Below are 19051 nucleotides of genomic sequence, written 5' to 3'. Positions count from 1 at the left end.
CTCATCGGTAGAGCGCGTCCACCTCGACCGCGTAGGCGGCCTCGATCGCCTTGCGCTTGAGCTTCAGCGACGGTGTCAGCAGCCCCTGTTCCTCGCTGAACGGATGCGCGAGGATCCGGAACGTACGGATCGACTCGGCCTGGGACACCGCCGTGTTCGCGGCCACCACCGCACGCCGGATCTCCGTCTCCAGGTCCTTGTCCCGTACGAGATCGGTGGGTTTGAGCGGTGACCTGCCCTGGATGGACAGCCAGTGGTCGACGGCCTCCCGGTCCACGGTCACCAGCGCCGCGATGTACGGCCGGTCGTTGCCGACCACGATGCACTGGGACACCAGCGGATGCGCCCGTACCCGGTCCTCCAGCGCGCCGGGCGAGACGCTCTTGCCGCCGGAGGTGACCAGGATCTCCTTCTTCCGGCCGGTGATGGTCAGATAGCCGTCCTCGTCGAGCGACCCGAGATCACCGGTGGCCAGCCAGCCGTCGTGCAGGACGGCGTCGGTGGACTTGGGGTCGTTGAGATAGCCCGAGAAGAGCTGGTCGCCGCTCAGCCACACCTCGCCGTCCGCCGCGATATGCACCGAGGTGCCGGGGATCGGCTGGCCGACCGTGCCGTAGCGGGTGCGTTCCGGCGGGTTGGCGGTGGCCGCCGCGCAGGACTCGGTGAGCCCGTACCCCTCGTAGACGGTGACGCCCGCGCCCGCGAAGAACAGCCCGAGCCGCCGGTCCATCGCCGAACCGCCCGACATGGCGTGCCGTACCCGGCCGCCCATCGCCTCACGGACCTTGCTGTAGACGGCCTTCTCGAAGAACTGGTGCTGTACCCGCAGCGTCGCCGAGGGGCCGGGACCGAGGCCGAAGGCGCGGTGTTCCAGCGCCTCCGCGTACCGCACCGCCACCTCCACGGCCTTGTCGAAGGGCCCGGCCCTGCCGTCCGTCTCGGCCTTGCGGCGCGCCGCGTGGTAGACCTTCTCGAAGATGTACGGCACGGCCAGGATGAACGACGGCCGGAACGCCACCAGATCGGGCAGCAGCGCGCTCGCCTGGAGGACGGGCTGATGGCCCAGCTTCACCCGGCCGCGGATCGCCGCGATCTCGATCATCCGCCCGAAGACATGCGCGAGCGGCAGGAAGAGCAGGGTCGATGTCTCGCCACCGGCCTTCGCGCGGAAGACGGGCTCCCAGCGTGTGAGGACCGTGTCCGCCTCGAACATGAAACAGGCGTGGGTGATCACACAGCCCTTGGGGCGTCCGGTGGTGCCCGAGGTGTAGATGACCGTGGCCACGGAGTCCGGGGTCACCGCCCTGCGGTGCCGGTGCACCACCTCGTCGTCGATCCCGGCGCCCGCCGCGAACAGCTCGCCCACCGCGTCGGCGTCCAGCTGCCAGAGCCGTTTGAGCCGGGGCAGCCGGTCGATGACCGAACCGATGGTCATGGCGTGGTCCTCGTGTTCGACCATGCAGGCCGAGACCTCGGCGTCGTACAGCATCCAGTAGACCTGTTCGGCCGAGGACGTGGGATAGACCGGTACGGACTGCGCGCCGACCGCCCAGAGCGCGAAGTCGAAGAGCGTCCACTCGTAGCGGGTACGGGACATGATCGCGACCCGGTCGCCGAACCGTACGCCGTGTGCCAGCAGCCCCTTGGCCAGCGCCAGCACCTCGTCGCGGAACGCGGCCGAGGTCATGTCCCACCACTGGCCGCGCTCGTCCTTGCGGCCGAGCGCGATCCGTCGCGGATCGTCGACGGCATGATCGAACACGGCGTCCGCGAGCCCACCGACGTGGGGGGCGGCCGGCAGAGGGGGGACGGTGAACTCGCGCAATGACCTGCTCCTTGTGGCGCTCCGCACAGCGCGGGTGACGGTACCCCAACGGGCGTTCCGGGGGGAGAGCGTCCGCGAACCGGAGCGAAGCCGTATCGCCACAGGTCAGCGCCCGATTCGAGCCCGCTTTCGCAGGCATGTGCCAGACATCTGACCGTGGAGTAAGTGGCCGGCGGGGGAATCTCCACCGAATCCGTACGCCGCTGTCACGCGCGCTCTACCGAGCGGGGGCCTTGGTCTGTACCTGTGGTGTCGTCCGTGCGCGGCCCGCCACGGGCCCGGCGACCGTCAGCTGTCCGCCGCCGGACGGTGCAGCCGGTCGCCGCCCGCCAGGATCGCCGCCGCCAGCGCGTCCGCCGCCTCCTGGGTCTCCGGGCGGCCGCGCCGCCGGCCGTGCAGCAGGACGAAGTCCACGCCGCCCAGCTCGGGCAGCCCGGCCTTCGCCGGGACCGGCACCAGGCCCGGCGGTATCAGCCCCCTGGTGTGCGCCATGACGCCGAGCCCCGCGCGGGCCGCCGCGATCAGCCCGCTCAGGCTGCCGCTCGTACACGCGATGCGCCAGCGCCGGTCGTGCGCCTCCAGCACCTCCAGCGCGCGGGCGCGGGTGAGGGCGGGCGGCGGAAAGGCGATCAGCGGGACCGGACGCTCCGGGTCCAGACGCAGCTGTGGCGCCCCGATCCAGGCCAGGGTGGACTGCCAGACCAGTTCGCCGTGGCGGTCGCCCGTGCGGCGTTTGGCCAGCACCAGATCGAGCCGGCCGTCCGCCAGCTGTTCGTGCAGGATGCCGGAGAGCTCCACGGTCAGCTCCAGGTCGACCTCGGGATGGTCGCGCCGGAAGGTCTCCAGGATCTCCGGGAGCCGGGTGAGGACGAAGTCCTCCGAGGCGCCGAACCTGAGCCGGCCGCGCAGCCGGGTCCCGGTGAAGTAGGCCGCCGCCCGGTCGTGGGCCGCCAGGATCGTCCGGGCGAAGCCGAGCATGGCCTCGCCGTCCTCGGTCAGCTCCACGCTGTGCGTGTCCCGGGTGAACAGCAGCCGCCCCGTCGCCTCCTCAAGACGGCGGATGTGCTGGCTCACCGTGGACTGCCGCAGCCCGAGCCGGTGCGCGGCCTGCGTGAAACTCAGGGTCTGGGCCACGGCAAGGAAGGTGCGCAGCTGTCGTGGGTCGTACATACCGCCAGGTTAGAGCGTTATCACGGGCCGCGATGACAGTGAGAGTGGTATGCGGGATTCCCGATCATGGAGAACAGGGGGAGCATGGGGAGGCACGCACTGTACCGACAGCCAGTAGTGGAGCACATGAACCGCCGTCCTTCCCCGCGCATCCGGATCCCCTCCTGGCTGCCTGTCGACCCCTACATCCTGGCGCTCATCGGAACCGTCGCCCTCGCCGCGCTGCTGCCGGCCTCCGGCACGGTCGCCGAGGTCGCGGGCGGGGCCTCGACGGGCGCGGTGGCGCTGCTGTTCTTCCTCTACGGGGCACGGCTCTCCACCCGCGAGATGGTCGACGGGCTGAAGCACTGGCGGCTCCATCTGACCGTCCTCGCCTGTACGTTCCTGCTCTTCCCGCTGCTGGGGCTGGCGGCGCGGGGGCTCGTACCGTTCGCCCTGACCCCCGAGCTCTACAGCGGACTGCTCTTCCTCTGCCTGGTGCCCTCCACGGTCCAGTCGTCCATCGCCTTCACCTCCATCGCCCGCGGCAATGTGGCCGCCGCGATCTGCGCCGGATCGTTCTCCAGCCTCGTCGGCATCGTGATCACCCCCCTGCTCGCGGCGCTGCTGATCGGCGGCGGGACGACCGGCTTCTCCGCCGACTCGCTGTTCAAGATCGTCGCGCAACTGCTGCTGCCGTTCCTCGCGGGCCAGTTGCTGCGCCGCTGGATCGTCGGCTTCCTCACCCGCCACCGCACACTGCTCGGCCTGGTCGACCGGGGCTCGGTCCTGCTGGTCGTCTACACCGCGTTCAGCCAGGGCATGGCCGCGGGCATCTGGCACCAGGTGACCCCCGCCAGGCTGGCGGTGCTGCTGGGCGTCGAGGCGGTGCTGCTCGCCGTGATGCTCTCGCTGAGCTGGTACGGCGGCAAGCGCCTGGGCTTCGGCCGCGCGGACCGGATCGCGATCCAGTTCGCCGGATCGAAGAAGAGCCTGGCGGCGGGGCTGCCCATGGCGAGCGTGCTGTTCGGCGCGCAGGCGAGCCTGGCCGTGCTGCCGCTGATGCTGTTCCACCAGATGCAGTTGATGGTGTGCGCGGTGATCGCGAAGCGCCGGGCGAAGGCTTCCGAGCCGCCGCGGCGACCGGATGTCCCAGGGCCCCGGAAGCGGCCCGCCTCGATCCGTACGCCCGTCTCCACGTCCGCCGGCGAGTGAGCCGAAGGGCGCGCCGACGCCGTGAGGCCGAGCGCGCGGAGGTTCGTGAGGAACGAGCGAATCGAGCACGGTGGGCCTCACGGCGTCGGCTCGAAGCGCCCCGGAGGCGAACCGAGCCTCACAGAAAAGAAGAAAGGACCCGGCCGACGCAGGGGGCGCTCCCCGCCGGCCGGGCCCTGTTCCGTGCAGCGGGGGTGGTCAGACCCCGGTGTGAAGGGCGATCCTCCCGTCCCCCGCGTACACGTTCATGGAGGTGCCGCGGAGGAAGCCGACGAGCGTGAGCCCGGTCTCCGCGGCGAGGTCGACGGCGAGCGACGAAGGCGCCGACACCGCCGCCAGCACAGGAATGCCCGCCATCACGGCTTTCTGTGCGAGTTCGAAAGAAGCGCGGCCGGAGACGAGCAGGATCGCCCGGGAGAGCGGCAGCAGGTCCTGCCGCAGTGCCCGGCCGACGAGCTTGTCGACGGCGTTGTGGCGGCCGACGTCCTCCCGGATGTCGAGCATCTCGCCGTCCTCGGAGAACAGCGCCGCCGCGTGGAGGCCCCCGGTCCTGTCGAAGACCTGCTGTGCCGCTCGCAGCCGGTCGGGGAGACCGGAGAGCAGCGCGGGTTCGACGCGGACCGGGGGAGTGTCACTGATCGGGAACCGGGCGGTGGTCCGTACGGCGTCCAGGCTGGCCTTGCCGCACAGCCCGCACGACGAGGTCGTGTAGACATTGCGCTCCAGCGTGATGTCCGGCACGGGTACTCCCGGCGCCAGCCGTACGTCGACCACGTTGTACGTGTTCGAGCCGTCGTCCTTCGCTCCGGCGCAGTACACGATGGACTGGACGTCGGACCCCGCCGCCAGGACCCCTTCGCTGACCAGGAAGCCCGCCGCGAGCGCGAAGTCGTCGCCCGGCGTGCGCATGGTGATGGCGAGGGGCTTGCCGTTCAGCCGGATTTCCAGCGGCTCTTCCGCCACCAGGGTGTCGGGGCGGGTCGAGACAGCTCCGTCCCGGATACGGATGGTGCGGCGGCGCTCGGTGACCCGTCCCATGTGATCCAGTCCTACTCGTCGGTGCCGAAGTCAGTGCTGCTGTCAGTGCTGCTGTACGTGCTGGTAGCCGAAACGGCCCTTGATGCAGAGGTTTCCGTGGGTCACCGGGTTGTCGTGCGGCGAGGTGACCTTCACGATCTCATTGTCCTGCACGTGCAGTGTCAGATTGCAGCCGACGCCGCAGTAGGCGCAGATCGTGGTGGTCTCCGTCTGGGCCGGTTCGTTCCAGGTGCCGGCCTCCCGCATGTCGAATTCCGACTTGAAGCTGAGTGCTCCGGTCGGGCAGACCTCGATGCAGTTACCGCAGTAGACACAGGCCGAATCGGTGAGCGGTGTGTCGTGCTCGGTGGAGATACGGGCGTCGAAGCCGCGGCCCGCAACGGAGATCGCGAAGGAATTCTGCCACTGCTCGCCGCATGCGTCGACACACTTGTAGCACTGGATGCACTTGTCGTAGTCGCGGACGTACAGATCATTGTCGATCTTCGGTTCCTCGTTCAGCCTGGCCGCGTCGGGCCCGAAGCGCTCGGGCTTCGCGTCGTACTCCTTGAGCCACTCCGCGGCCCTCGGGGTGGTGGAGAGATCGGTCGACGAGGCGAGGAGTTCGAGGACGATCTTCCGGCTGTGCCGGGCGCGCTCGGTGTCCGTACGGACGTCCATGCCCGCCTCCGCGCGGCGCGAGCAGGCGGGCGCCAGTGTACGGGCGCCCTCGACCTCGACGACGCACACCCGGCAGGCGTTCTTGGGGGTGAGTGTGTCGCCCTCGCAGAGCGTCGGGATGTCCTTGCCCGCGGCCCGGCAGGCGTCGAGCAGTGTGGACCCCTCCGGTACCCGGGTCTCCTGGCCGTCCAGGGTGAACTCGATGAGCCGGCGCGGTGGTTGAAGCGGTATCGCGGTCACTCGGCACCCCTTGACTCGAAGACGTCCAGACGGTCGATGGCGGACTCGACGGCGTTCCACGCGGTCTGTCCGAGACCGCAGATGGACGCGTCCTTCATGGCCCGGCCGACCTCGCGCAGCAGCGCGACGTCCCCGGCGGCCTCGGCGCCCGTGCGGTCCAGGATCCGGTGCAGGGCTTCCTCCTGCCGTACCGTGCCGACCCGGCAGGGCACACACTGCCCGCAGGACTCGTCGCGGAAGAACTCGGCGATGCGCAGCAGCATCCGCGGCAGTCGCACGGTGTCGTCCATCACCAGCACCACACCGGATCCGAGTGTGGTGCCGGCCGCTCTCGTCCCCTCGAAGGTCAGCGGGATGTCCCGCTCGTCGGGCCGTACGAACCCGCCCGCGGCGCCGCCGAGCAGGATCGCGCGCACCTCGCCCGGTGTGCCCGCCAGATCGAGCAGTTCGCCCAGGGTGGCGCCGAAGGGCAGTTCGTAGATTCCGGGGCGCGACACACTGCCGGAGACACAGAACAGCTTGGGCCCGGTGGACTGGGCTGTGCCGATCGCCGCGTACGCCTGGGCGCCGCCGGTCAGGATCGGCAGCACGTTGATCAGGGTCTCGACGTTGTTCTCGGCGGTCGGCTTGCCGAACAGGCCCTGTTCCACCGGGAAGGGCGGCTTGGAGCGCGGCTCGCCGCGGTAGCCCTCGATGGAGTTGAACAGCGCGGTCTCCTCGCCGCAGATGTACGCGCCCGCACCGCGCCGGATCTCGATGTCGAAGGCGAATCCCTGGCCGAGGATGTCGTCCCCGAGCAGGCCGCGGGCGCGCGCCTGGTCGATCGCGTTCCGGAGGAGGCGCAGGGCGCGTGGATACTCGCCGCGCAGATAGAGATAGCCGTGGTGCGCGCCGACCGCGTATCCGGCGATGGTCATCGACTCGATCAGGGAGTACGGATCGCCCTCCATGACCACACGGTCCTTGAAGGTGCCGGGCTCCGACTCGTCGGCGTTGCAGACCAGATAGTGCGGATGGGCCGGCTGCGAGGCGGTGGCCTGCCACTTGCGGCCGGTGGGGAAGGCCGCGCCGCCGCGGCCGACCAGACCGGCGTCGGTGACCTCTCTGATGACTCCGGCGGGCCCGATGTCGAAGGCCCGCCGCAGCGCCGCGTAGCCGCCGTGCGCCCGGTAGTCGTCGAGGCTGTACGGATCGACGACCCCGACGCGGCGGAGCAGTGTCAGCCCCGGCTGCCCGGCCTGCGGTACGGCCATCGCGGCGCCGGGTTCCGCGGGCGCGGCCTCGGGCGCGGCCGTGGCCAGGACGAGCGCCTCGGCGGTGGCGGGGGCGACGACGGCCGTGGCGTACGGCCGGGACGGCGGCTCCGTCGCCCCGGCGTCCTCCTCCGGCCCCGCCTGGATGAGCAGCGCCGCCGGGGCGCGTTCGCAGAGGCCGAGACAGGGGCTCGGCTGCCAGACGGCGCCGCCCGTGGGCGTGCCCGCGGCGCCCAGCCGCTCTTCCAGGCTCGCGCAGAGCGCCTGGGAGCCATGGGCGGCGCAGGCCAGGTCGGTGCAGACGTGCAGCACCTTCGCGGGGCGCGGTGTGACCGCGAACATCGCGTAGAACGTGGCGACGCCGTACGCCTCCGCCGGCGGTACCGTGAGCCGTCGGCAGAGGTAGTCCAGCGCGCCCTCGCTGATCCAGCCGACGCGGTCGTTGACCGCGTGCAACCCCGGCAACAGCAGGTCTCTTCGCGCTCGGGCCTCGCGACCGCCCCGTGCCCAGCGCAGATCCGTGTCCGTACGGTCCTCCGCGCCTTCCCAGGCCGAGGCCGGCGGGCCGAGCAGCGCGTCGACCGCCGCCCGCTCCTCGTCGGTCGGTTTGCTGTCACCGAAGTGCAGATCCACTGAGTCTCAGCTCCTCGACGCCGCTGCGGGCAGCTTCTCGATCCGGATCGCCGAGGCCTTGAACTCGGCGGTGCCCGCGATCGGGCAATTGGCCTCGATGGTCAGCTGGTTGGTGTCCACCTCGTCCGGGAAGTGCATGGTCATGAAGGCCAGACCGGGACGGAGCCCCGGGTCGACCCAGACCGGTGCCTGTACGGTGCCGCGCCGCGACGAGATACGGACCTCCTCGCCCACCGTCACCCCGTACCGCTCGGCGTCCTCCGGGCACAGCTCGACGTACTCGCCGCGCCGCAGCGGGGAGGCGAAACTCCCGCTCTGCACCCCGGTGTTGTACGAGTCGAGCCGGCGTCCCGTGGTGAGCCTGATCGGGTACTGATCGTCCGTCAGATCGACCGGGGGGTCATGCTTGACGATGCCGAAGGGCGCGAGCCTGCCGCGCCTGGCCGGGTCCGGCTCCCACAACCTGCCGTGCAGATAGGTCGGTTCGAGCTTGTCCGTGTCCGGGCAGGGCCACTGGATGCCCTGATGCTCCGCCAGCCGCTCGTAGGTCATGCCGTAGTGGTCGGGGGAGACCGAACGCAGCTCGTTCCACACCGACTCGGCGTCCGCGTACTTCCAGGCGTGCCCGAGCCGGCCCGCCAGGTCGCAGATGATGTCGATGTCCTCGCGCGCCTCGCCGGGCGGCTCGACGGCCTTGCGCACCCGCTGTACCCGGCGCTCGCTGTTGGTGGTGGTGCCGTCCGTCTCCGCCCAGGCGGCGGTGGCGGGCAGCACCACATCGGCGAGTTCGGCGGTCTTGGTGAGGAAGATGTCCTGCACCACGAGACAGTCGAGCCGCTTCATCCGCTCCACGGCCTGCTCGCTGTCGGCCTCGGACTGGGCGGGGTTCTCGCCGATGCAGTAGACGGCCTTCAGCTCGCCGGTCTCCATCGCCTCGAACATGTCCGTCAGATTCAGTCCGTAGTGCGGCTGGATGACGGTGTCCCACGCGGTCTCGAACTTCCGCCGGACACCGGGCTCCAGGATGTCCTGGAAGCCGGGCAGCCGGTTGGGGATGGCGCCCATGTCGCCGCCGCCCTGCACGTTGTTCTGGCCGCGCAGCGGCTGCACGCCCGAGCCGTACCGGCCGACGTGCCCGGTGAGGAGGGAGAGATTGATCAGCGCCCGTACGTTGTCGGTGCCGTTGTGGTGTTCGGTGATGCCCAGCGTCCAGCACAACTGGGCCCGTTCGGCGCGGGCGTAGGCGTGGGCGAGCTCGCGGATCGCCTCGGCCGGTACGCCGGTCACCTGCTCGGCCACCGACAGCGTCCACGGCTCGACCTCGGCGGCGTACTCCTCGAACCCGGTGGTGGCGCGCTCGATGAACGAGCGGTTGTGCAGCCCCGCGTGGATGATCTCGCGGCCGACCGCGTGGGCCAGCGGGATGTCCGTACCGACGTTCAGTCCCAGCCAGCTCTCGGCCCATTCGGCGGTGGAGGTACGGCGGGGGTCGACGGCGTACATCCGCGCGCCGTTCCTGATGCCCCGCAGTACGTGCTGGAAGAAGATCGGGTGGGCGAAGCGGGCGTTGGAGCCCCACATCACGATCAGATCCGTGTGGTCGACCTCCCCGTACGAGGAGGTGCCGCCGCCGGATCCGAAGACGGCGGAGAGTCCGGCCACACTCGGCGCGTGACAGGTCCTGTTGCAGGAGTCCACGTTGTTGGTGCCCATCACCACACGGGCGAACTTCTGGGCCACATAGTTCATTTCGTTGGTGGCGCGGGCGCAGGAGAACATCCCGAACGCGCCGCGTGCGGCGCCCAGGCCCTCGGCCGCGCGGTCCAGCGCCTCGTCCCAGGTCGCCCTGCGGAGGGGGCCGCCCTTGTGGTCCCGCACCAGGGGGTGGGTGATGCGGGCATACGTCTTCGGCGTGCGATCTCGCTTCTTCACGCTGCGCTCTCCTTTGGGAGTGATGGCCGCGCCCCATTGCATACAGTATCCCGGTGGCGGGTACGCGAGGGAACCCCAGTGCGGGGATTTGACGCGTACCCGCCTCTCCGGGAATCGGTGACGGACCGTCAGGCGGCGGCGGTCACACCGCGGGCCAGCAGATCGGAGATCGCGTCCACCGTGCGGAGCGTCGGCACCTGGACATCACTGATCGTGGCGAGTTCCACGACAGCGGCGAGCAGGACATCCAGCTCCAGGGGCTTGCCCTTCTCCAGGTCCTGGAGAGTGGAGGTCCGGTGGTCACCGACCCGTTCCGCCCCGGCCAGCCGCCGTTCGACGGATATGTCGGGGCGGCAGCCCAGCGCCTCGGCGACCCGCAGGGCCTCCGACATCATCAGCTCGATGACCTCGCGGGTGGAGCGGTGCAGACACATCTCCCGCATGGTGGCGCGGGTGAGGGCGCTGATCGGATTGAACGAGATATTGCCGAGGAGCTTGATCCAGATGTCCTCGCGCAACTCGGCCTCGACCGGACATTTGAGACCTCCGGTGCGCATGGCATCGCTGAATTCCAGACACCTCGCGGACACCGAGCGGTCAGGTTCGCCGATCGAGAACCGGGTGCCTTCGAGATGCCGGACGATGCCCGGTCCCTCCAGCTCCGTCGCCGCGTACACCACACACCCGATCGCACGTTCGGGTGGGAGTACGGCGCTGACCGAGCCGCCCGGGTCGACGCTCTCGACCCGCCGGCCGTCGTGCGGGCCGCCGTGGCCGTGGAAGTACCACCAGGGAATGCCGTTCTGGGCGGCGATGACCGCCGTACTGTCCTTGAGTAGAGGCGTCACCAGCGGCCCGCACGCCGCATAGGAGTTGGCCTTCAGTCCGAGGAACACATAGTCGACCGGACCGATGTCCTCCGGCCGGTCGGTGGCGTGCACCCGCGCGGTGAAATCGCCGCGTGGGCTGAGCACTCTGACTCCGTGCTGCCGCATGGCGGACAAATGCGGTCCGCGGGCGATGAGGTGGACGTCGGCACCCGCTCGGTCGAGAGCGGCTCCGACATAGGCGCCGATCGCTCCGGCGCCGACAACTGCGACTTTCACTGTGGGGCTCTCCGTTCGGTTTGAGGGAGACCGAGGGAAGGGTCACACTCCGCTGTCTGTTCGCTGTGCTGTTGATCACACTCCGTGTTGACGATATATTGTCTACAGTATGTACTTCTGGTCGACAAGGCTCCGGAAAGGTATGCAGTCGGCAAACTCGGCCGGAGATCTTCCCTACCGGTCGGTCGGTTCCTAGAGTTCCCGACCATGACGCCACCACTCGCGCCCGCCGGCTGGAGCCGCTGGCTGGTGCCCCCCGCCGCGCTGTCGGTGCACCTGTCGATCGGCCAGGCCTACGCCTGGAGCGTGTTCAAACCGCCGCTCGAATCGGCGCTCGGCCTCTCCGGCACCGCCAGCGCCCTCCCGTTCCAGCTGGGCATCGTCATGCTCGGCCTGTCGGCGGCCTTCGGCGGCACGCTCGTCGAACGCAAGGGGCCGCGCTGGGCGATGACGGTCGCTCTCTGCTGTTTCTCGTCGGGCTTTCTGATCTCCGCGCTCGGTGCCGTCACCGAGCAGTACTGGCTGATCGTCTTCGGCTATGGCTTCGTCGGCGGTATCGGCCTCGGCATCGGCTACATCTCACCCGTCTCCACCCTGATCAAGTGGTTCCCCGACCGGCCCGGCATGGCCACCGGCATCGCCATCATGGGCTTCGGCGGCGGCGCGCTCATCGCCTCACCGTGGTCCGCGCAGATGCTGGACTCGTTCGGTGCGGGGAGCAAGGGGATCGCGCTCGCCTTCCTGGTGCACGGGCTGGTGTACGCGGTGTTCATGGCCCTCGGCGTGCTGCTCGTCCGCGTACCGCCACCCGGCTACCGGCAGGGCGGGGACGGCGGGGCGAAGCCGGCCGCCGGGACCGCGAAGCCCGCGGCGGGCGCGCTGATCTCCACCGCGCAGGTGTCCGCCAGATCCGCCGTGCGCACCCCGCAGTTCTGGTGCCTGTGGGTCGTCCTGTGCATGAACGTCACCGCGGGGATCGGGATCCTGGAGAAGGCCGCCCCGATGATCACCGACTTCTTCGCGGAGACCGGCGCGCCCGTCAGTGTCTCGGCCGCCGCCGGTTTCGTGGCGCTGCTCTCCGCCGCCAACATGGCGGGCCGGATCGGCTGGTCCTCCACCTCGGACCTGATCGGCCGGAAGAACATGTACCGCGTCTATCTCGGCGTCGGCGCGGTGATGTATCTGCTGATCTCACAGTTCGGCGACTCCTCCAAGCCGCTGTTCGTCCTCTGCGCGCTGGTGATCCTGTCCTTCTACGGAGGCGGGTTCGCCACGATCCCCGCCTATCTCAAGGATCTCTTCGGCACCTATCAGGTGGGTGCCATCCACGGCCGGCTGCTCACCGCCTGGTCCACCGCCGGTGTGCTCGGCCCGCTGATCGTCAACCGGGTGGCGGACAGTCAGGAAGAGGCGGGCAGAAGCGGATCGGGGCTGTACGGTCTCTCGTTCACCATCATGATCGGGCTGCTGGTCATCGGCTTCGTCGCCAATGAACTGGTCAGGCCCGTCCACCCGCGCCACCACGTCCCCGCCCCCAGGGAGGCCGCAGATGACCACGTCCCCAGCGAAGAACACCGTGCGGCCTGAACCGCGTACCGGTCTGATCGTCTTCGCCTGGCTTTGGGTCGGGATCCCCCTCGCGTACGGTGTGTATGAGCTGGTACTGAAGGCAGCCCAGCTTTTCACCGGATGATATGGAGTCTCCAAGCGGCGCGGCTGAATCCTGTTGGTTCACCTGCACCCCTACCGGTGAGTCGCTGACGAGACTGGAGCACTCCTGACGTCGAACCAGAGGGGGTCCCGGGCATGACCGGCACTCGTATCGCCGCGCTCGGGCACTATCAGCCCGCCAAGGTGCTCACCAATCACGACCTGGCGGGCATGGTCGACACCAGTGACGCGTGGATCACCAGCCGGGTGGGGATCAGAACCCGCCATATGGCGGGGCCCGACGAGCCGGTGGACGAACTGGCCGCGCACGCGGGCGCCAAGGCCCTCGCCTCGGCCGGGCTCACCCCGGCGGACATCGATCTGGTGCTGGTCGCCACCTCCACCGCCATCGACCGCTCGCCGAACACCGCGGCCCGGGTCGCCGCCCGGCTCTCCATGGGCTCGCCCGCCGTCATGGACCTCAATGTCGTCTGCGCGGGCTTCACCCACGCGCTCGCCACCGCCGACCACGCCGTACGGGCGGGCTCCGCCTCCCGCGTCCTGGTGATCGGGGCGGACAAAATGACCGCGATCACCGACTGGACCGATCGCTCGACCTGCGTATTGGTCGGTGACGGCGCGGGCGCGGCGGTCGTCGTGGCGGCGGGCGAGGACGAGGAGCCGGGGATCGGCCCGGTCCTCTGGGGCTCGGTGCCGGAGATGGGCCACGCGGTACGGATCGAGGGCAGCCCGCCGGTCTTCGCCCAGGAGGGGCAGTCCGTCTACCGCTGGGCGACCACCCAGCTGCCGCCGATCGCCCGGCGGGTCTGCGAACGGGCGGGCGTCACCCCCGAGGAGCTGGCCGCGGTCGTGCTGCATCAGGCGAATCTGCGGATCATCGAGCCCGTGGCCCAGAAGATCGGTGCGGTCAACGCGGTCATCGCCCGTGATGTGGTGGATTCGGGCAATACGTCCGCGGCGTCGATCCCGATGGCCCTGTCCAAAATCGTGGACCGCGGAGAGATTCCGTCGGGTGCGCCCGCACTGCTCTTCGGTTTCGGGGGAAACCTCTCCTATGCGGGTCAGGTCATCCGCTGCCCCTGAATCCCGGTGTTCTCGGTAGACTGTAGACGATAGCCAATGTCTTGATGCTCATCACCCCTGGTGACATCGGTCCATCGCTACAGTCAATGACACTGCCGGCCAGGAGGGGGACGCGATGTTGTCCGCGAAGTTGGCGCAAGGTGCCGTGCCTAAACTCGAACGACCGGGACCACTGCGTGAACGTGTGTACGAGGCTCTGCTCGAACTGATCACGACCCGGGCGCTCCAGCCCGGTCAGCACCTCGTCGAGAGCGAACTCGCGCGTCATCTGGGGGTGTCCAGGCAGCCGGTGCGCGAGGCCCTCCAGCGCCTCAACACCGAGGGCTGGGTCGATCTGCGCCCGGCGCAGGGCGCCTTCGTCCATGAGCCGACCGAGGACGAGGCGGACCAGCTGCTGTCGGTCCGTACGCTCCTGGAGGCGGAGGCCGCCCGGCTGGCCGCGGCCAACTCCGGCGCTGCGGGGATCGCCGAGCTGGAGGCGCTGTGCGCCAAGGGTGAGCAGTCCGTCGCCGATGATGACAGGGATCTGACCGTCGCCACCAACGCCGCCTTCCACGCCAAGGTCATGGAGCTGGCGGGCAACGTCGTTCTGGCCGAGCTGGCCGCGCAGGTGGACCGCCGGGTGCGCTGGTACTACACGCCGGTCGCCCGGCAGCGCGGCAAGCAGTCCTGGATCGAGCACCGGGAGCTGATCGCCGCGATTTCTACGCGCGACGAGCGGCGCGCGACGGAAGTCATGAAGGCGCACACGGAGCACACGCGCAACACGTATCACCACAGGCAAGAGTCCTGATCCCCTCAAGTCCCACCATTCCTCGCCGACCCGAAAAGCAGGTGCGAAGGACTCCAAAAGCGACGCCCCGAAGCGGCTTTGTCCTCGGTGTGGAGAAAGTTGGGACTGATTCCCGCTCAACTTCTTCCCCCTGCGGGCAAGCGCTGCTACGTTCCCTCGAAAGCCCGACGCATAGGCCGAGAAGGCGGGGAGGGGCGCGTGAGACGTATGACCGCACGACCCGCGAACGCGCATCAGGCGCGACTGCTGAGGCTGTTGCGCGACGGTGGCCCCAACTCCCGTGCGCAACTGGGTGACCAGGTCGATCTCTCGCGCTCCAAGCTCGCCGTCGAGGTGGACCGGCTGCTGGAGACCGGCCTGGTGGTCGCCGACGGACTCGCCGCCTCGCGTGGCGGCCGGCGCTCCCACAACATCCGGCTGGCGCCCGCTCTGCGCTTCCTCGGTGTCGACATCGGCGCCACCTCCATCGATGTCGCCGTGACCAACGCGGAGCTGGAGGTGCTGGGACATCTCAACCACCCGATGGATGTCCGCGAGGGCCCCGTCGCCGTCTTCGAGCAGGTGCTCGTCATGGCGGCCAAGCTCAAGGTCTCCGGACTCGCCGACGAGTTCGACGGCGCCGGGATCGGCGTGCCGGGACCCGTCCGCTTCCCCGAGGGTGTCCCGGTCGCGCCGCCGATCATGCCGGGCTGGGACGGCTTCCCCGTACGGGAGGCGCTCAGCCAGGAACTCGGCTGCCCGGTCATGGTCGACAACGATGTGAACCTGATGGCGATGGGGGAGCAGCACGCGGGCGTCGCACGCTCGGTCGGTGACTTCCTCTGCGTCAAGATCGGTACCGGTATCGGCTGCGGGATCGTCGTCGGCGGCGAGGTCTACCGCGGTACGACCGGCAGCGCCGGCGACATCGGACACATCCAGGTCGAGCTGGACGGCCGCGCCTGCGCCTGTGGCAACAAGGGCTGCCTGGAGGCCTACTTCAGCGGCGCCGCCCTCGCCCGGGACGCCGAGGAAGCCGCGCGCTCCGGCCGCTCGCCCGAGCTGGCCGCCCGGCTGGAGGCCACGGACCGGCTCTCCGCCGTGGATGTCGCCGCGGCGGCCGCCGCCGGTGACCCCGCCGCACTCGATCTCATCCGGACCGGCGGCAACCGCGTCGGCCAGGTCATCGCCGGGCTCGTCAGCTTCTTCAACCCGGGCCTCGTGGTGATCGGCGGCGGGGTGACCGGTCTCGGTCACACGCTGCTGGCCAGCGTACGTACCCAGGTCTACCGGCAGTCCCTGCCGCTGGCCACCGGCAATCTCCCCATAGTCCTGGGGGAGTTGGGCCCGACCGCCGGAGTCACCGGCGCGGCCCGGCTCATCAGCGACCACCTGTTCTCGCCGGCCTGACGCCCGTCCGGGGCCGGCAGCGCACCACCGGACACCACCGCTCCATCCGAAACACCACCGCTCCATCCGAAACACCACCGCTCCATCGGTAACACCGGCACCACGGACAACCGCTGTACCCGTCACACCGGCACCACGCACGAGCCGCACCACCGTCACACCGGCAGTACGCACGAGCCGCAGTACCCGTCACACCAGCACCACGCACGAGCCGCACCGCCCGTCAACACCGCAGCAGGCGCGAGCCGCAGTACCCGTACGAGCCGCGTCACCCGCACGAGCCGTATCCGCACGACGTACCGACACCGCTCCGCCGCACCTGGTTCCGCCCTGCCCAACTCCGTTTCGTCTTCTTCCTTTTGCCCCTTTTCTGCCCTGCCCGCTCTACGGCTGCATCCGCCGAGGGGATACGCCATGGCACCAACACCCGCACCACCGGAAAAACTTCTGCTCACCATGTCCGGCATCACCAAGCTGTTCCCCGGTGTCCGCGCCCTCGACGGTGTGGACCTGGAGGTCGAGGCGGGCGAGGTCCACTGCCTGCTCGGCCAGAACGGCGCCGGCAAATCCACCCTCATCAAGGTGCTCGCCGGGGCCCATCAGCCCGACGGCGGTGTGATCACCTGGCGCGGCGAGGCCGTCACACTGAAATCACCCATCGCCGCCATGCGGCTCGGCATCGCGACCATTTACCAGGAACTCGACCTGGTCGAAGGGCTCACGGTCGCCGAGAACATCTTCCTCGGACACGAGCCCACCACCGCCGGCTTCGTGGTCAAGGGCCGGGAGGCGAGGACCCGCGCGACCGCGCTGCTCAAGCGGCTCGGCCACCCCGAGATCCAGGCGCACCGGCCCGTCGGTTCGCTCTCCGCCGCCCAGCAGCAGATCGTGTCGATGGCCCGCGCCCTCTCGCACGACGTACGGCTCATCGTGATGGACGAGCCGTCAGCTGCCCTCGACCCCGACGAGGTCGACAACCTCTTCCGTGTCGTCGCCACTCTCACCGCCGACGGCGTGGCCGTCATCTACATCTCCCACCGGCTGGAGGAGATCCGGCGCATCGGCGACCGCGTCACCGTCATCAAGGACGGCAGGACCGTGGCCGTCGCCCTGCCCGCGAAGGAGACCCCGACCCGCGAGGTCGTCGCGCTGATGACCGGCCGGAACGTCGAGTACGTCTTCCCCGAGCGGCCCCCGGCCCCGGCCGGCGCGTCCCGCGCCGAGCCCGTGCTGAAGGTCGAAGGGCTGGCCAGGGACGGCGAGTTCGCCCCCGTCGACCTCGAACTGCGGCCCGGCGAGATCGTCGGACTCGCGGGACTCGTCGGCTCCGGCCGCTCCGAGATCCTGGAGACCATCTACGGGGCGCGCAAGGCCACCGCGGGCCGGGTGCTCGTCAACGGCACCCCGCTGCGGCCCGGCAGCGTACGCGCCGCCGTCCGCGCGGGGCTGGGCCTCGCCCCCGAGGAGCGCAAGGCCCAGGGCCTGCTGATGCTCGAATCCGTCACCCGCAACGTGTCGGTGTCCTCGCTGTCCCGCTTCGCACGGGCCGGCTGGCTCGACCACACGGCGGAGCGGACCGCGGCCAGGGAGGCCACCAGGGAACTCTCCCTGCGCCCCGACAACCCGGACGCCCGCATCCGTACCCTCTCCGGCGGCAACCAGCAGAAGGCGGTCCTCGCCCGCTGGCTGCTGCGCGGCTGCCGGGTGCTGCTGCTCGACGAGCCGACACGCGGAGTCGATGTCGGCGCCCGCGCCGAGCTGTACGCCGTGATCCGCCGGCTGGCCGACGAGGGCCTCGCCGTACTGCTCGTCTCCAGCGAGGTCCCCGAAGTCCTGGGCCTCGCCGACCGGGTGCTGGTGCTCCGCGAGGGCCAGGTCGTCCACCGGGCGCCCGCCCAGGAGCTCGACGAGCACCGTGTACTCGACCTTGTGATGGAAGGGAGCCCGACGTCATGAAACAGCCTGCCTCCGAGGCGCAGCAGGGCGGGCCCGACGCGGCGGCCGTGCCCGAGCCGCCCACGCCGCCCGCCACGTCCCACGCGTCCGCCAAGTCCACGGAGGAGAAGGGCGGTTGGCGCGCCCTCGGGCTGCGTCTCGACGTCCGCAACCTCTCCCTGCTCGGGGTGCTCGCCGCCCTGATCATCGTCGGCGGCATCACCAAGCCCGATCAGTTCCTGGACACCAACAACCTGCAACTGGTGCTCACCCAGGCGTCCGTCATCGGTGTGGTCACCGTCGGTATGACGTTCGTGATCACCAGCGGCGGGATCGATCTGTCGGTCGGCGCGATCGTGGCGCTGGCGTCGGTCTGGGCGACCACACTGGCCACCCAGGAATACGGGTTCGCCGGCATCCTCTTCACCGCGGTGATCGTGGGGCTGGCCTGCGGACTGGTCAACGGCGTACTGATCGCCTACGGCGGGATGGTGCCGTTCATCGCCACCCTCGCGATGCTCGCCTCCGCCCGTGGTCTGGCCCTCCAGATCACCGACGGCAAGACCCAGATCGTCACCGTGGACTCGGTCCTCGACCTCGGGGTCCGTGACTCGTACATCCTGGGCATCCCGCCGCTCGTGCTGGTCTTCGCGGCCGTCACGGTCATCGGCTGGCTGATCCTCAACCGGACGACCTTCGGCCGGCGCACCGTCGCCGTCGGCGGCAACGCGGAGGCCGCCAGGCTCGCCGGCATCGACGTACGCAGGCAGCGGCTCTACCTGTACCTGCTCTCCGGCCTCTGCTGCGGTATCGCGGCGTTCCTGCTGGTCGTCCTGGCCGGCTCGGGACAGAACACCAACGGGAATCTGTACGAGCTGGACGCCATCGCCGCGGCGATCATCGGCGGCACCCTCCTCAGCGGCGGACGCGGCACGATCGTCGGTTCCGTACTCGGTGTTCTGGTCTTCACCACGATCACCAACATCTTCGCCCTCAACAACCTCCAGAGCGACGTCCAGCAGATCGCCAAGGGCGCGATCATCGTCGCCGCCGTACTGGTCCAGCGCCGCACCGCGCGCAACGGCGAGTCCTAGTTCCGGTCTCGCACCCGCCTCCTGTCGTACCGCCC

General features: G+C 69.8%; 14 protein-coding genes. 7 read left to right on the top strand and 7 right to left on the bottom strand.

Going from position 1 to position 19051, the window contains the following annotated elements:
- Window position 1: 1 nt before the first annotated feature.
- Entirely contained in the window at window positions 2–1825 is a 1824-nt protein-coding gene (locus ACIOGX_RS15430) for an AMP-binding protein (RefSeq protein ID WP_356510041.1), read from the bottom strand.
- A gap of 288 nt (window positions 1826–2113) precedes the next feature.
- Entirely contained in the window at window positions 2114–2995 is an 882-nt protein-coding gene (locus ACIOGX_RS15425) for a LysR substrate-binding domain-containing protein (protein ID WP_129768052.1), read from the bottom strand.
- A gap of 126 nt (window positions 2996–3121) precedes the next feature.
- Here ACIOGX_RS15425 and ACIOGX_RS15420 point away from each other — a divergent pair, with 126 nt between their 5' ends.
- Window positions 3122–4189, top strand: a complete 1068-nt coding sequence (locus ACIOGX_RS15420; RefSeq protein WP_401913507.1) for a bile acid:sodium symporter family protein — start codon at window positions 3122–3124, stop codon at window positions 4187–4189.
- Between the two features lie 198 nt (window positions 4190–4387).
- Here ACIOGX_RS15420 and fdhD read toward each other — a convergent pair whose 3' ends face one another.
- The 5 genes from fdhD to ACIOGX_RS15395 form a co-directional block, all read right to left on the bottom strand.
- Window positions 4388–5227, bottom strand: coding sequence for a formate dehydrogenase accessory sulfurtransferase FdhD (gene fdhD / locus ACIOGX_RS15415; protein ID WP_356510035.1), 840 nt, complete (start codon window positions 5225–5227; stop codon window positions 4388–4390).
- A gap of 42 nt (window positions 5228–5269) precedes the next feature.
- Window positions 5270–6127 (bottom strand): 2Fe-2S iron-sulfur cluster-binding protein, encoded by an 858-nt coding sequence (locus ACIOGX_RS15410; RefSeq protein WP_129768049.1) that lies wholly within the window; start codon window positions 6125–6127, stop codon window positions 5270–5272.
- Window positions 6124–8013: an NAD(P)H-dependent oxidoreductase subunit E gene (locus tag ACIOGX_RS15405; RefSeq protein ID WP_356510033.1), complete on the bottom strand. Its 1890-nt coding sequence runs from the start codon at window positions 8011–8013 to the stop codon at window positions 6124–6126. Before ACIOGX_RS15405 ends, ACIOGX_RS15410 begins: the two co-directional genes overlap by 4 nt.
- Window positions 8014–8019: 6 nt before the next feature.
- On the bottom strand, window positions 8020–9945 hold the full coding sequence (locus ACIOGX_RS15400) for a molybdopterin oxidoreductase family protein (RefSeq protein WP_401913502.1): 1926 nt from the start codon (window positions 9943–9945) through the stop codon (window positions 8020–8022).
- Window positions 9946–10073: 128 nt separating this feature from the next.
- Window positions 10074–11051, bottom strand: coding sequence for a 2-dehydropantoate 2-reductase (locus ACIOGX_RS15395; protein WP_356510029.1), 978 nt, complete (start codon window positions 11049–11051; stop codon window positions 10074–10076).
- A 207-nt stretch (window positions 11052–11258) separates the two neighbouring features.
- Between ACIOGX_RS15395 and ACIOGX_RS15390 the strand changes: the two genes are divergently transcribed.
- The 6 genes from ACIOGX_RS15390 (at window position 11259) to ACIOGX_RS15365 (ending at window position 19016) form a co-directional block, all read left to right on the top strand.
- On the top strand, window positions 11259–12638 hold the full coding sequence (locus ACIOGX_RS15390) for an OFA family MFS transporter (RefSeq protein WP_401913499.1): 1380 nt from the start codon (window positions 11259–11261) through the stop codon (window positions 12636–12638).
- Window positions 12639–12857: 219 nt separating this feature from the next.
- Window positions 12858–13805 carry a beta-ketoacyl-ACP synthase III gene (locus tag ACIOGX_RS15385; protein WP_356510025.1) on the top strand — a complete coding sequence of 316 codons (948 nt, stop codon included), beginning with the start codon at window positions 12858–12860 and terminating at the stop codon, window positions 13803–13805.
- Between the two features lie 115 nt (window positions 13806–13920).
- Window positions 13921–14598 (top strand): GntR family transcriptional regulator, encoded by a 678-nt coding sequence (locus tag ACIOGX_RS15380; protein ID WP_030350461.1) that lies wholly within the window; start codon window positions 13921–13923, stop codon window positions 14596–14598.
- A gap of 207 nt (window positions 14599–14805) precedes the next feature.
- Window positions 14806–15987 (top strand): ROK family transcriptional regulator, encoded by a 1182-nt coding sequence (locus ACIOGX_RS15375; RefSeq protein ID WP_356510023.1) that lies wholly within the window; start codon window positions 14806–14808, stop codon window positions 15985–15987.
- 414 nt (window positions 15988–16401) lie between these two features.
- Window positions 16402–17943 (top strand): sugar ABC transporter ATP-binding protein, encoded by a 1542-nt coding sequence (locus ACIOGX_RS15370; protein ID WP_356510021.1) that lies wholly within the window; start codon window positions 16402–16404, stop codon window positions 17941–17943.
- Window positions 17940–19016, top strand: a complete 1077-nt coding sequence (locus tag ACIOGX_RS15365; protein WP_356510019.1) for an ABC transporter permease — start codon at window positions 17940–17942, stop codon at window positions 19014–19016. Before ACIOGX_RS15370 ends, ACIOGX_RS15365 begins: the two co-directional genes overlap by 4 nt.
- The last annotated feature ends 35 nt before the right edge of the window (window positions 19017–19051 follow it).

Origin of the sequence: Streptomyces sp. NPDC088147, from assembly GCF_044741565.1 — a bacterium.
In the GTDB taxonomy this organism is placed as follows: domain Bacteria; phylum Actinomycetota; class Actinomycetes; order Streptomycetales; family Streptomycetaceae; genus Streptomyces.
The sequence above is the reverse complement of the archived record's forward strand: the minus strand, read 5'-3'. Positions and strand labels throughout refer to the sequence as shown.

Bases quoted from the DNA above. Each gene is read 5' to 3' on its own strand.
- fdhD (WP_356510035.1), bottom strand. From the start codon at position 5,227: ATGGGACGGGTCACCGAGCGCCGCCGCACCATCCGTATCCGGGACGGA.
- ACIOGX_RS15365 (WP_356510019.1), top strand. From the start codon at position 17,940: ATGAAACAGCCTGCCTCCGAGGCGCAGCAGGGCGGGCCCGACGCGGCG.
- ACIOGX_RS15390 (WP_401913499.1), top strand. From the start codon at position 11,259: ATGACGCCACCACTCGCGCCCGCCGGCTGGAGCCGCTGGCTGGTGCCC.
- ACIOGX_RS15370 (WP_356510021.1), top strand. From the start codon at position 16,402: ATGGCACCAACACCCGCACCACCGGAAAAACTTCTGCTCACCATGTCC.
- ACIOGX_RS15380 (WP_030350461.1), top strand. From the start codon at position 13,921: ATGTTGTCCGCGAAGTTGGCGCAAGGTGCCGTGCCTAAACTCGAACGA.
- ACIOGX_RS15425 (WP_129768052.1), bottom strand. From the start codon at position 2,995: ATGTACGACCCACGACAGCTGCGCACCTTCCTTGCCGTGGCCCAGACC.
- ACIOGX_RS15375 (WP_356510023.1), top strand. From the start codon at position 14,806: ATGACCGCACGACCCGCGAACGCGCATCAGGCGCGACTGCTGAGGCTG.
- ACIOGX_RS15385 (WP_356510025.1), top strand. From the start codon at position 12,858: ATGACCGGCACTCGTATCGCCGCGCTCGGGCACTATCAGCCCGCCAAG.
- ACIOGX_RS15420 (WP_401913507.1), top strand. From the start codon at position 3,122: ATGAACCGCCGTCCTTCCCCGCGCATCCGGATCCCCTCCTGGCTGCCT.